The following is a 12,657-nucleotide window of genomic DNA, read 5'->3' on the forward strand; positions in this document are numbered from 1 at the left end:
CGGGACAGGGACTTGTGGTGCGGGACAGGGACATGTGGTGCGGGACAGGGACATATGGTGCGGGACAGGGACAGACCAAAAACCCCGATTTGTCATCATCAAGTCCTTAACCAATGACAAAAGATCCATTGACAGGGCACATCCTTTTTTAGTAAACTAAACAAAACCCCCACACCCAGGGGGCTAAAGAAGTATATCCAGGAGGTGTAGCATGCCTAGCTATGATTTGCTTTGTTCGGACTGCGGCCACAAGTTCTCCGTCTTTTGCAGCATCAGCGCCAAGGATCAGCAGCGCTGCCCGAGCTGCGACAGCCCTAACATAAAGACCAGGTTTACCGCTGTCAATGTCAGCGGCACAGGCAGCAAGAGCGGCTCAAACTCAAGCTCAAGCTTTAGCGCGCCAAGAACCACAGGCTTTGGCTGAAGCAGCTGCAAATAGGGAAGCTGGTGGCTTTTCAAATCCAAAAACAACACACAACACACAACACTCAACAACCAAAAACAAAAAATTCCCACAACACTCCCCCAAAAATCTTAATGGCGTGATTCCTCAACCGAATCACGCCATTTTTCTATTCACTGGACTTACTCCAAAACCTTTCCCTCAGATTTCCCAAGCAAATACCGCTTCTTATACTTGAGCTGCGCAAAACTCGCCACCTTCCGCGTGACCGCATAGTTGACCGCGCCGCCCACGACCCCAATCACCGGCAGTCCCTGCACGAACTTTGCCGTCAGCAGCGTCCGCGACAAAACCTCCGAAGTCCGCTTGATCTGCTCTTCCAGACTCATGCCCAGCGGCTCTCCGTTTTTCAGCCGCTTTTCAAACAGCAAAATCTGATGGTTAAAGCGCCTCCGCTCTTCATTTTTAGTCAGCGCCCCGCAGATCAGCAGCAGCGCATAAATCCGCTCCTCCTCCGACTCCGTGTCGACCCCGTAGCTCAGCCCGGTTTCGTGCAGCGTCCTCATCAGCATCCCAATAAAAATTGGAATGTCCGGCAGCCCAATCCCAAAGAACCCCAGCGCCCCGCCCTCCACAGAAGCGATCAGCGTATTCGCGGCACCCGCGTTTTTCGCCTGCCGGTGCACCTTCCTCAGATTCTTCCCGCTGGGATTGTCCATAAAAATTTCATCCCTGGCCTCGTGCCGCAGCAGCGCCTTCTCTCTGTTAATAGTCTTCTCAATGACCGCGTCGCCCTTTTCGAAAACCAGCTTGAAACCCTTGTAAAAAGCCGCCTCAAGCCCCGCCTTCAGCTTCTCCGGAATCGCCGCGTCCAGCTTGTCCCTGGCAGGCTGTGTCTTGTAGGTCAGCCAGGAGTCCCGCTGCTCCCTCAGCAGCTTCCGTTCCTGCCTGGACACCTTCTTCAACTGCTTGTTTACGTTCTTTTCCATGCTCAAAACCCCTTATGTTTAGACCTGTTCAAAAAACAATACTCTGCCGATGGTCACACAACCACAATCTATCCTATAAGATACCACGAAACGCATTTTTCATTCATTCCTTTATTGATGTGGCTAAAGAAATGTAATATAATGTAAATAAAAGAAGTAAATAACATTTAATTAACTAAGGAGTGATCCCCATCCCAAGAATCCGCCGCCATCTCAAATCAGGCGAACTCTACCACATCACCAGCCGTGCCAACAACCAGGAGCATTTTTTTGAGCATCCCCACTGCAAAACGCATTATCTGTCACTGCTGCAATCCGCAAAAGCGCAATTTGACTTCGAGCTATACGCCTATTGCATAATGGATAACCACGTGCATCTGCTTATGAAGATGAACAATGACTCAATCTCCAATATCATGAGCTGGCTGAACCAAAGATTTGCCTATTTCGTCAATTCCAGAATGGGCAGAAACGGCCATTTATGGGGCGACCGTTATCACCTTACAGCCATTTCAGGAAAGATCAGAACCAATTATGTCATCAGATACATACACAGAAACCCTATAGCCGCCGGTATAACTACTTCGCTGAATTATCCGTGGTCCAGCCATCACATTTACGCAGGACGTCCAGAGAAAGCCTGGTTTGAGGCAAGCCAGGGCCTCTTGACGTTCGATTCCAAAAAAACATCCGCAAAGACAAGTTATCTCAAATACGTCAGCGCGGAAGATGATCTCGAGCGCCTCGCCAAAAACAAAATTTTGACCGAGCGCGAGCTCATAGCAATTGAAAACACCCAATTTCCCGGCGAACACGAATATGTCCTGGCCCTGCCAGAGCATGCCGCTCAAGACAACGTTCAAGGCCAGCTGGATTTACTGTTCGGCAGGCTATGTCTGATGACCAAAGTGAATCCCAAATTAATTGGCAAACATGTTCAGTCAGAAACCTCAAGAAGAATCTACATTAAGAGATTCACAAAAGTCTGTTTTGCCATGAATGCACTGAGCAGTGCGCTGAAAATAGCGACCCGGGAAGACGTTGACGCCTATTTGAATTTAACGCCAGAGATCCTGCGGGTCCAAAATGGCAAATATGCCATTAAGCTGGAGCGTGAAGTCAAAGATCTCGTTGACGTTTACCGACAAACCTTCCCTCAGCGCACTTGAAGCTGAGGGAAGACTTTCAAGACGTACGGGGACAGGGGTGCGGGTGGTGGTGTTGTTTGGGGGACATACGCCGGAGCAAAGTCTGCCTCAAGTTCTCGGTAAGTCCCTGTCCCCAACCGCGAAGGCGTGATATAATGTGGCTGGAGGTGGTTTTAAATGAACCAGGACAACACAAACGTAAAGGAAAGAGAAGATAAAAACAGCACGTACTTTGAGACCTCCGGCAGTCTGACAGAACGCGCGATCCTTGTTGGTCTCGGGGACGACCGTGAGGAAATCGATATAGAATACTCCATGCACGAGCTGGAAGAGCTGGTGATGGCAGCGGATGCTGAGGTCGTTGGCAGCACGGTTCAGAACAAGCGGATCATTGATGTGGCCACGTACATTGGCAGCGGAAAGGTCCAGGAGGTCAAGCAGCTCGCGGAGGCGAATGAGGCCAACGTCATTGTCTTTAATGATGAGCTCTCCGGCTCCCAGATCCGCAACCTTGAAGGCGAAATTGGGTTGAAGGTCATTGACCGCACAGCCCTCATTCTTGACATCTTCGCCAGGCGGGCCCAGTCCCGCACCAGCAAACTGCAGATTGAGCTGGCGCAGCTGGGGTACAGATTGCCAAGACTGACCGGGTATGGCAATGCTTTGTCCAGGACGGGCGGGGGCATTGGCACCAGGGGCCCAGGGGAGCAGAAGCTGGAGATCGACAAGCGGCGCATCCGGGAGCGGATCAGTGATATTCGCCATGAGCTCAAGGAAGAAACGAAGGTCAGGGAAACTCAGAAAGCCGGGCGGCAGCGGGGTGGAGAACCTCTGGTGGCGCTGGTTGGGTATACCAATGCAGGTAAGTCGAGTGTGATGAATAGGATGCTGGAGATGGTGGTTAAGGGACCATCGGCGGGGGGCAGTGAGAAAAGCGGGGGCAGTCAGGACGGCAGCCAGGACCAGGGGGACAGTGTGAAGCGGGTCTTCGAGAAGGACATGCTCTTCGCGACGCTGGACACGTACCACCGGCGGGTGGAGTTCGAGGACAACAAGGCCATGGTGCTGGTGGACACGGTGGGGTTCGTGTCAAAGCTGCCCCACAAGCTGGTGGAGGCGTTCAAGGCGACGCTGGAGGAGGTGCGGGACGCGGACCTGCTGCTGCACGTCGTGGACGTGACCAACGAAAACGTGCACAACCAGATCGCCATCACGGAGAAGGTCCTGCGGGAGCTTGATGCCTTTGGCAAGCCAACGCTGCTGCTGCTGAACAAGATCGATTTGCTGTCGACTGAAGACCACGACACGGTGATGGTGCCGAGGGCAGGGATGTTTGACGGCTATGAGGCGCTGAGGATCTCCGCACGGACCGGCGAGGGCTTTGATACGCTGTTCGAGACGCTGCGGGGCAAGGTCTTCCGGGGGCACGTGCGGGTGCACATGCTGATCCCATACTCGGAGGGCGCCGTGTACTCTTACCTCTGCGACCACCATCACGTGATGCAGACTGAGTACGTGGAGGCGGGCACGCTGATTGAGGTGGAGCTGGACTCAAAGGATTATCAGCGCTACAAGCGCTTTGAAGTGAGGCCGGACGGGTTACCTGCGCCCGGTTCAGGGGTGCGTGAGGATGAGTAGTCAGCCCGGCACTGCCAAAATCATGAATTATAAAACCGTCTCCCGGGAAGCTTCCGCGGAGACGGTTATTGAGAAATCGCGTTTTCTTGGGCACGTGAAGCCGGTCAAGACGGAGGAGGAGGCGCAGGCTTTCATTGCCGGGATCCGAAAGCAGTACTGGGACGCGACCCACAACGTGCCGGTGTACGTCCTGGGGCCGGAGTACCACGCCCAGAAGTTCTCGGATGATGGCGAGCCCCAGGGGACAGCGGGGCTGCCTGTGCTCTCCATGCTCAAGAACGAAGGCATTACGGATGTAGTCGTGGTCGTGACGCGCTATTTTGGCGGGGTCAAGCTGGGTACCGGCGGCTTGGTGCGGGCTTATACCCACAGTGCCCAGGCAGGCCTGGAGGCGGCGGGGGTAATTGAGATGGTCGTGCACCGGGCGGTGGCCATGACCATTGATTATACGCTGCTGGGGAAGGTGCAGAATTATTTGGCGGGGCGGCCATCGGTTCGACTGGCGGATACGGTTTATACGGACCACGTGACCCTGGCGCTGCAGGTTTTGCCGGAGGAAGAGGACGAGGTTCAGGCGGCCATGGTGGAGCTCACGAGCGCCCAGATGGACTGGGTGCCCGGGGACCTTGAGGAAATCGCTGTGCCCAGTGCTTTGGGGCGGCGGTAGGGCTTGGCGGGGTGCTTGAAGGGGATGTTTGGTTGGGGACAGGGACAGACCAAACTTCTGGTCTGTCCCTGTCCCCAACCAGAGCTCGCTCGCCCCAGTTCGACTTGTTTTCACAGCAAAATTTCGGGTAATAACAAAACAGCTGTATCATCGCCAAGCAGGGCGATCTCGAGCTTTTCTTTTGTAGTCCCTCTTATTCCATTCCAAACCATTATGAACACCATCACACTTAAATCTCGAAAGGGAGTTGAGCTTATGCAAGAACGCATCCGCCAAATGCTCGCGGAACAGACCTGGGCCGTCGTAGGCGCCACCCAGAACGAAGACAAATTTGGCTACAAAATCCTCATGCGCCTCAGATCCGGCGGCTACGAGACCTATGCCGTCAACCCTACGTATAAGGAAATTGAAGGCGCACCCTGCTACGAAAATCTGAAAGCCCTGCCCGTTGTCCCGGCATGCATCGACATGGTTGTTCCGCCAAAGCGCGCTTATCCGTTCATCGACGAAGCTGCGGACCTCGGCATCAAGTATATCTGGTTCCAGCCCGGCACCTTCGACGACGACGTGATTCAGTATGCCGAGAAAAAAGGCCTCCTGCCGGTTTACCACCACTGCGTCCTTGTAGATCTCGGGAAAATTGGAAAATAAAAGTTTCCCTTAAGCATTCACACATTTCCGGGCCCTTCGTGAAACGTCACAAGCCTGCTATTTTGTAAATAAAAAACAGTCGAAATTTCGACATTTTCATGATATGATTAGGCCTGCAGTGTGGTTGCCGATGGTCACAGCACCACCACCCACACCGCAGGCCCTTTTATTTCACAAATAAAAGCAGGTGCAGCCTTTATATAGAGAATCTACAAGCATTTGGGATGATCACGAAGCCACAACCCATTGATTCAAGTACGGAGGGAAAGCAATGTCCATCATGATCACAAGAATTGAAGACCACGAGACGCGCCTCAGGGAAATCGACCGCGTCGTCGAGTGGATTCGCGAAACTGTCAATAACGCACATCAAAACGGCGTCGTCGTGGGCCTTTCCGGGGGCATCGATTCCGCCGTCGTCGCCAACCTCGTCAAGCGCGCGTTTCCGGAGGAGGCCATAGGGGTCATCCTGCCGGTGAAAAGCTCGACGAAAGACTCCATTGATGCCCGCGCTGTCGCTGAAAAATGTGGACTCCACTGGATCGAAATGGATCTCAGCGTCTCTCATGAGCTGATTTTCGACGATATCAAGGTCAAGCTCGACCGTGACCTCAACGGCAGAGCCCGCATCACGGATGCCAACCTCAGGGCGCGTCTCAGAATGAGTACACTCTACGGCGTAGCCAACAGCCTGGGCTACATGGTCGCAGGCACTGACAACGCGGCGGAGGTCCTCACTGGCTACTTCACGAAGTACGGGGATGGCGGCGTCGACTTCCTGCCTATCGCGAACCTCACCAAGCGCGAGGTCTACGAATGGGCCAAGGTCCTTGGCGTGCCTCAGCAGATCATAGACCGCGCACCGAGTGCCGGCCTGTGGGAAGGCCAGACGGACGAAGCGGAGCTCGGCGTCAAGTATGATGAGATCGATGATTACCTCGAAGGTAAGGAAATCAGCGAGGCAGCAAAGACACGCATTGAGCATCTTTACAACGTTACGGCACACAAGCGCACTATGCCGCCAAAACCACCGGTGGAAGCTTAATTGCATATTGGTTATGACAAGGAAAGGGATCGGTGCTGTGTGCCGGTTCCTTTTTTGATGTGGGAATGTTTGGTGGGGGACAGGGACTTGTGGTGGGGGACAGGGACGCGTGGTGGGGGACAGGGACTTATCGGATCTTTTAAAGATTTTGCCGATGGTCATTTGTCCACACAGCGTACAGAACCCGCTTAATTTTGCTGGAAACGGAAGAGCTTAAAGGACCAGGTGGGAAAAGGTGCTGCGCACCTTTTCCTCTGCTTGAAACGCTGCCTCATATCAGAGAGCAAGCTCTCTGGTGTGAGGGTCCGCTGAGGGCTGAACATCCTACACCTCACGCTAACAGACGTGCACCTCGCGGCTGGCGCCTATTGCTCCGCTAACGCTGCGCTTCGGTCTCGGGCTGCGCCCTATATAAACAAAAGCAGCATCGCACTTCAGAGAGCAAGCTCTCTTACGTACGCTACTGCTTTTGTTTATGCACTTCTGTTAGCTTACCAGGACACCCTGTCCCCCACAGCAACGGTGTTTTCTATCTCACCCACAATTTGATCCCCTGCCGCTAAGCCGGATACTATTTCATAGTAGAGCTCGCCCTGCAGGCCCACTTCCACGGGGCGCATGGCCAGCTTGCCGTCTTCTATGACCAGGACGTAGTTTGAGCCGTCTGGGCCATCTTCGTAGACGTAGTCGGTTTCTACAAGGATGACATCTTTCTTTTCATTCTGGATGAATTCCACATCCACGTCCTGGCCCAGCATGAGGGTGGCTGGGGCGGCGCCGTCTGATATGTCCCTGTCCCCAACCGGAGAGTCCCCAACCGGAGAGCCCCCGGCCGCCGAAACGCCATCCACTGTAATTTCAACGCGGACGCGCTTTTGGACAATGCCCAGGTTGGACATGATTTCTGTGAGTTTGGGGTGGATTTTGGATAGGGTTCCGGTGGTGATGAAGGAACCATCGGCGTATAGGTCTGCTTTCATGCCGACAGATAAGCTCGGAACATCCTTGGCAACCACATCTGTCTCAATCAGGAGCTGGTCCACCGCGGAGATTTCCGCCAGGGGCATGCCTGGGGCCACGTAGGTGCCAAGGTCCACATAGCGCTCAGTCATGACGCCGGACTGGGCAGCAACCACCGTACGGTTGCCATCCATGGCCTTCAGGCGGTTGAGCTCAGACTGGGCCGCGGTAATCCCGGCGCTGATAGAGCTCAGCAGGTTCCTACTGGTGCCTTTCTTCTGAAGGGCCAGCTGATTCTTGGCCGTGGTCAGGGCCGCCTCCGCATGGGAGACCGCCAGTGTCGCCCCGTCCAGCTCCGCCTGGCTGACGGCGCCTGCGTCGAAGAGGGCCTGGGTATCTGCCAGGGTCTTGACCGCCGTATCATAGTTCAACTGAGCACTGTCCACAGCGGTTTGGCTCATGGCCGTCAGCAAAGGATCATTCTGCTCCGCCGCTCTTGCGTATTCCGCCCTGGCACCATTGACCTGGGCCTGGGCGGTCTGGATGCTGTAGTAGAGGTCCTCAGCGGAGAGCACGGCAACGGTGTCGCCGGCATTGACGACGTTACCGACCTCAAAGGCCAGGTCGCTGACAAAGCCACCCTGTTTGGCGTAGATGACCGTGGAACTTTGGCTGGCCACGGTTCCGGTGGACTCAACGACTTCTTTCAGGTCCCCTCGAGTGACTTCATAAGGCACCAGCTTCACCTGACTGCTGATGTAATTGTAATACGCCCCCGCGCCTACCAGGATAATTCCGACAGCCAGCAGCAGAAGATTGCGCAGTTTTATTTTCTTTTTCAACTTTGACACCTCCATAGTGGGCGCATCAGGAAACCTGATTTTTCAGCGCGTCGACAAAATTGGCATGAATGATTTTCCGGTAGGACAAGGCAAGGGAAATAATGATGGAAACCAAAGTAATCAGCCCTGCGTAGACAAAATCTATAAACTGGGGCTTGGTGGCGAAGGAATAAAGGTCAGTGGTGAAATAGGATCCAATCCCTTCCAGGGCCCAGGAAGCCAGCGGAACCCCAAGCAGGATCCCCACAATGCTGATGACCCCAATCTCACGGACGATGACCGAAAAGACCTCGCCAATCCTCATGCCCAAAATCCGCATGGAGGCAATCTCTACGGTGCGTTCGTTGATCATCAGGACTACGGTGTTGTAGACAATGGCCACCCCTAAGAACATCCCAATGACCACAATCATACCTATGGAAATGTAGGTGATTTGCAGAAAGTCGAGGTAGGCATTGCGCAAATCCTGATTGGACATAAAGGACGAGACGCTGCGGGCATCCGTCAGCACGCCTTTAACGTCGCTGCCGCCTTGAATAAAGACGCCGTTCACCGCGTCCGGTCCGAAGAAATCGCGCTGGAGGGTGCCTAAGGACATGTAGACGTTGGAGCCAAGATCCTGGCGTATGATCCCCGTCAGCTTGTAGACCTTGTCCTCCCGGTCGGGGAGGTAGGGCTTCATCATGAAGGTATCGCCAATCTCAAGGGCCAGGTTGTCCGCCAGTCCCCGGGTCATGAAGACGCTGTTGTGGCGGAAGACCATCGGCAGCATGGAATTGAGCTCGTAGAAGTGGTAGATCCGCGTATCCGGCGACAGCCCCACAACGGTGGTGGCCTTTTTCCTGTAGCCATTTACGACCTCAAAGGGATATTCCAGGCGGCCTTCCACGTAGTCAATCTCGTCGTAGTCGTTGAAGCTGCGGGTGAGGTCCCGGTCCGCCGCGAAGCCGGTGAGGCTGACGCTGTAGTCCATCCGCTGCATGACGCTGTACTGGAACTCGAACATGTCGAGGAATGCGCTGAGGAGGTAGATGGGGATCATGATCATCATAAAGGTCAGGGCAATCCCCGTGGAGAGCGCCAGGATGCGCAGCTTGTGGCGCAGGAGGTTGCGGATGACCATTTTTTCCGTGAAGGAGACCCAGAAGTTCCAGAAACGCGTGTTTTCAAGGCCAATGTGCTTGCCGGACTGCGGTGCGTCAGGCCGCATGGCCGCTGCCGGATCGATCCGGATGACGCCCCGGGCGCCCATGTAGCCCGCCGTAACGGAGAACACCAGTGCCAGCCCCAGGGACGCGAAGAGCATCCAGGCGTGGAATTTGAACACGAGAATGGGCACGTTGAAGCTCTCGGTGGCGTACAGCGTCGTCACGTACACCGACATCAGCGACCCCAGGATTACCCCCAAAATGGCGCCGGTGATGCCTATGCTGACCGCGAAGAGGCTGTAATGGGTCATGATTTTCCGGTTGTTATAGCCCATAGCCTTTAACACGCCGATGGTCACCTTATCATTCCTCACGAAGCGTCCAATCATCACGAACATAATGGCTGCTGCTATGCCAAGGAAAATCACCGGCACCACGGACATGGTCTGTCTATTGCCCCGGATTTCCTCCTGGACCATCCGGCTGCTGACCTGGTCCTCCCTTAGGTAGACCCGCTGGGCCCCCAGGTGATCCAGTTTATTTTCCACGGCCTTTCGAACGAGCTCATGGTCCTGCTCGCTGTCGTAGCTGTCCTTGACCTTGAGCAGTACCTGATTGTAGAGGCCATTTGAGGCAATGGTTCTCATGGCAAAGGATTCCCGGACGTACAGAATGCCAAAGTTGCTGAAATCCGGCAGCAGGGACTGGTCGCTCTGCATCAGGTAGATGTACTCTGAGCTTGAGACAATGCCCTTGACCTTTAAAGTATGGTCCTCGCCGGCATACTGTATTTTGATTTCGTCGCCTACGGCAATGCCGCGGGCTCTCGCGAAGGATTCGATCAGGAAGACCTCGTCATCTGAGGCCAGTGTCTGGGCTTTGGTCTGAAAGTAGAGGCTGTGGATCATGCCGTTGGCTTTGTCGTCCGTTTCCTCGGGGATGGAGATGACTCTTAATGTGATCTTTTGGTTTTCGTCCTCCTTGAGGTCGGAGATGAAGCTCACGTCCCGCACGACGCGGCCCTGGGCCGACTTGACACCGTCCACAGTCAGCAGGCTGCTGACCTCAGAGGCGGAGATGGCCGGGATTTCCACATAGATGTCTGCGGCGTTGGTGAGGTCGAAGTACTCGTTGACCGCCACCTCCAGGTTGGTGATGGCGGAAAACATGGCGACGTAGAGCATGAGCCCCAGGGCGACCACCATGGCGATGGCGAGGTTCTGGCCCTTCGAGCTCAGGATCATGCGCAGGAGCCGGCGATTCAGGACACCCATTACCACGTCACCCTTTCAGGGTCCATAGGCGTTTCATTGAGGATGTTTTCGACGATTTCGCCGCTGCGCATCTTCAGCACCCGGTCGGCAATGATCGCAATGGACGCGTTATGTGTGATGATGATGACGGTCTTCTTATATTTGTCGTTGATTTTTTTCAGGAGCTTGAGGATCTGAATGCCGGTCTCGTAGTCCAGGGCGCCGGTGGGCTCGTCGCACAGGAGCAGGTCCGGGTTCTTGCAGACTGCCCTGGCAATGGCGACCCGCTGCTGCTCGCCGCCGCTCATCTGGGCCGGGAAGTGGTCCGCCCGGTCCGTTAGGCCAACGTCCTGCATGACCTCGTCTACGTCCAGGTGGTCGTCAATGATTTCCGTGGCCAGCTCCACATTTTCCCGGGCGGTGAGGTTGCTCAGCAGGTTGTAGAACTGGAAGACGAAGCCCACGACGTTGCGGCGGTACTCTGTGAGGGCTTTCTCAGAGAAATCCGTCAGGATGTTCCCCCTGTAGTGAACCGTCCCGGAAGTGGCCTGATCCATGCCCCCCAGGATGTTGAGCATGGTGGTTTTCCCGGAGCCGCTGGGACCCAGGATGACGACGAACTCGCCGGCGTTGACGTCGAAGGTGGCGCCCCGGAGGGCCTCGACGGTGACCTCGCCCATCAGGTAGTGCTTGGTCAGCTGGTCGATTTTCAGGATTTGTTCTGGTGCAGGTGGTGGTGCTTGATCTGGTGTATGGTTTGTTGCATGTGCGTCATCCATAGGACGGGCCCCCTTACACTTGGATTTATACCTTAACATTGGGTTGCTAAACGTGTTTTGGTGCGGGACAGGGACTTGTGGTGCGGGACAGGGACTTGTGGTGGGGGACTGGGCCGAACCACGCGGGACAGGGACATATGGTGGGGGACTGGGCCACACCAAACTTCTGGGGACGGGGACCATCGGCGATTCACTGTCACTGCTTTTCTATGTATTTGTCTTAGTCTTAGGCTTTGCCTTTGTCTCTGCCTTTGTCTTTGACCTCTCCCCAAGCTCACCCATTCCCCCCGCCCTGAAATTTAGTGTTTCCCCCAGGTATAGACGCGCCCCGCCTTTTGGTGGTATAATATGGCGTTAAATTTAATGCCTGGAGGAAAGCATATGGGTCGTATAGGAACGATTGAGAACCGCAAAAACAAGCAGGACGCAAAACGCGCGAAAATCTTCACGAAACTTGGGCGCTACATCATGGTGGCGGCGCGGGAAGGCGGGGGCGACCCCATGTACAACCCGGCGCTGCTGAGTGCCATTGAGAAAGCCAAGGCGGCCAACATGCCCAATGACAATATTGACCGTGCCATCAAGAAGGGCACTGGCGAATCTGATGGCGCCATTTTCAGCGAGCTGACCTACGAGGGCTACGGCCCGGGCGGCGTCGCGGTGCTGGTGGAGTGCCTCACCGACAAGCAGAACCGCACGGCGGCGGATGTGCGCTCGTATTTTTCCAAGGGTAACGGCAACCTGGGCACCAACGGCTGCGTCAGCTTTATGTTCGACCGCAAGGGCGTCCTGGTCATTGACCGCACGGAGACCATGGACGAGGAAGAGGTCATGATGCAGGCCCTGGAGGCCGGCGCGGAGGACTTCATTGCCGAAGAGGATCACTTTGAGATCTATACGTCCATCGAAGACTTTGGGGCAGTGCGTGATACCCTTAAAGCCGATGGTCACGAGTTCTCCATGGCCGAGCTTCGCTACCTCCCTCAGACGACGACCGCCCTCACAGACGAGGACGATATCAAGAATATGCAGAAGCTCATTGATCTGCTGGAGGATTCGGACGACGTGCAGACGGTTTACCACAACTGGGAGCAGGCGTAGGGTTTAAGGAAAATTTTCGTACAATCCACTGGA

11 protein-coding genes are annotated in these 12,657 nt (G+C 55.0%); 7 read left to right on the forward strand and 4 right to left on the reverse strand.

Going from position 1 to position 12,657, the window contains the following annotated elements:
• Positions 1-211 precede the first annotated feature (211 nt).
• On the forward strand, positions 212-424 hold the full coding sequence (locus BLP63_RS13430; protein WP_092592422.1) for an FmdB family zinc ribbon protein: 213 nt from the start codon (positions 212-214) through the stop codon (positions 422-424).
• Between the two features lie 161 nt (positions 425-585).
• On the opposite strand, the gene BLP63_RS13435 is transcribed toward BLP63_RS13430, so the two are convergent.
• The gene (locus BLP63_RS13435) at positions 586-1,392 is read right to left on the reverse strand and encodes an EcsC family protein (RefSeq protein WP_092592424.1); all 807 of its coding nucleotides are present in this window, start codon (positions 1,390-1,392) and stop codon (positions 586-588) included.
• Between the two features lie 182 nt (positions 1,393-1,574).
• On the opposite strand from BLP63_RS13435, the gene BLP63_RS13440 reads away from it, so the two are divergent.
• From BLP63_RS13440 to nadE, 5 genes are all read left to right on the forward strand, one after another.
• Positions 1,575-2,561, forward strand: coding sequence for a transposase (locus tag BLP63_RS13440; RefSeq protein ID WP_092592426.1), 987 nt, complete (start codon positions 1,575-1,577; stop codon positions 2,559-2,561).
• A gap of 156 nt (positions 2,562-2,717) precedes the next feature.
• Complete coding sequence (gene hflX / locus BLP63_RS13445) at positions 2,718-4,178, forward strand: GTPase HflX (protein WP_092592428.1); 1,461 nt, start codon at positions 2,718-2,720, stop codon at positions 4,176-4,178.
• A complete protein-coding gene (locus tag BLP63_RS13450; protein ID WP_242870918.1) occupies positions 4,171-4,845 on the forward strand; it encodes a YigZ family protein in 675 nt (224 codons plus the stop codon). Before hflX ends, BLP63_RS13450 begins: the two co-directional genes overlap by 8 nt.
• 255 nt (positions 4,846-5,100) lie before the next feature.
• Entirely contained in the window at positions 5,101-5,496 is a 396-nt protein-coding gene (locus BLP63_RS13455; protein WP_092592430.1) for a CoA-binding protein, read from the forward strand.
• A gap of 271 nt (positions 5,497-5,767) precedes the next feature.
• A complete protein-coding gene (gene nadE, locus BLP63_RS13460; RefSeq protein ID WP_330387165.1) occupies positions 5,768-6,541 on the forward strand; it encodes an NAD(+) synthase in 774 nt (257 codons plus the stop codon).
• A gap of 491 nt (positions 6,542-7,032) precedes the next feature.
• Here nadE and BLP63_RS13465 read toward each other — a convergent pair whose 3' ends face one another.
• Genes BLP63_RS13465 through BLP63_RS13475 form a run of 3 tightly spaced genes read right to left on the reverse strand, consistent with a single transcriptional unit; the run spans position 7,033 to position 11,424 of the window.
• Positions 7,033-8,343, reverse strand: a complete 1,311-nt coding sequence (locus BLP63_RS13465) for an efflux RND transporter periplasmic adaptor subunit (protein ID WP_170829459.1) — start codon at positions 8,341-8,343, stop codon at positions 7,033-7,035.
• 25 nt (positions 8,344-8,368) lie between these two features.
• Positions 8,369-10,765: an ABC transporter permease gene (locus BLP63_RS13470; protein WP_092592434.1), complete on the reverse strand. Its 2,397-nt coding sequence runs from the start codon at positions 10,763-10,765 to the stop codon at positions 8,369-8,371.
• Positions 10,765-11,424 (reverse strand): ABC transporter ATP-binding protein, encoded by a 660-nt coding sequence (locus BLP63_RS13475; RefSeq protein WP_242870921.1) that lies wholly within the window; start codon positions 11,422-11,424, stop codon positions 10,765-10,767. Before BLP63_RS13475 ends, BLP63_RS13470 begins: the two co-directional genes overlap by 1 nt.
• A 480-nt stretch (positions 11,425-11,904) precedes the next feature.
• On the opposite strand from BLP63_RS13475, the gene BLP63_RS13480 reads away from it, so the two are divergent.
• Positions 11,905-12,624, forward strand: coding sequence for a YebC/PmpR family DNA-binding transcriptional regulator (locus BLP63_RS13480; protein WP_092592438.1), 720 nt, complete (start codon positions 11,905-11,907; stop codon positions 12,622-12,624).
• Positions 12,625-12,657 lie beyond the last annotated feature (33 nt).

It is taken from the genome of Acidaminobacter hydrogenoformans DSM 2784, from assembly GCF_900103005.1.
Taxonomy (GTDB): Bacteria; Bacillota; Clostridia; order Peptostreptococcales; family Acidaminobacteraceae; genus Acidaminobacter; species Acidaminobacter hydrogenoformans.

Excerpts from the sequence above, each read along its gene's own strand:
- BLP63_RS13470 (WP_092592434.1), bottom strand. The coding sequence starts at position 10,765 with ATGGGTGTCCTGAATCGCCGGCTCCTGCGCATGATCCTGAGCTCGAAG.
- BLP63_RS13480 (WP_092592438.1), top strand. The coding sequence starts at position 11,905 with ATGGGTCGTATAGGAACGATTGAGAACCGCAAAAACAAGCAGGACGCA.
- BLP63_RS13455 (WP_092592430.1), top strand. The coding sequence starts at position 5,101 with ATGCAAGAACGCATCCGCCAAATGCTCGCGGAACAGACCTGGGCCGTC.
- nadE (WP_330387165.1), top strand. The coding sequence starts at position 5,768 with ATGTCCATCATGATCACAAGAATTGAAGACCACGAGACGCGCCTCAGG.
- hflX (WP_092592428.1), top strand. The coding sequence starts at position 2,718 with ATGAACCAGGACAACACAAACGTAAAGGAAAGAGAAGATAAAAACAGC.
- BLP63_RS13435 (WP_092592424.1), bottom strand. The coding sequence starts at position 1,392 with ATGGAAAAGAACGTAAACAAGCAGTTGAAGAAGGTGTCCAGGCAGGAA.
- BLP63_RS13430 (WP_092592422.1), top strand. The coding sequence starts at position 212 with ATGCCTAGCTATGATTTGCTTTGTTCGGACTGCGGCCACAAGTTCTCC.
- BLP63_RS13475 (WP_242870921.1), bottom strand. The coding sequence starts at position 11,424 with ATGGGCGAGGTCACCGTCGAGGCCCTCCGGGGCGCCACCTTCGACGTC.
- BLP63_RS13450 (WP_242870918.1), top strand. The coding sequence starts at position 4,171 with ATGAGTAGTCAGCCCGGCACTGCCAAAATCATGAATTATAAAACCGTC.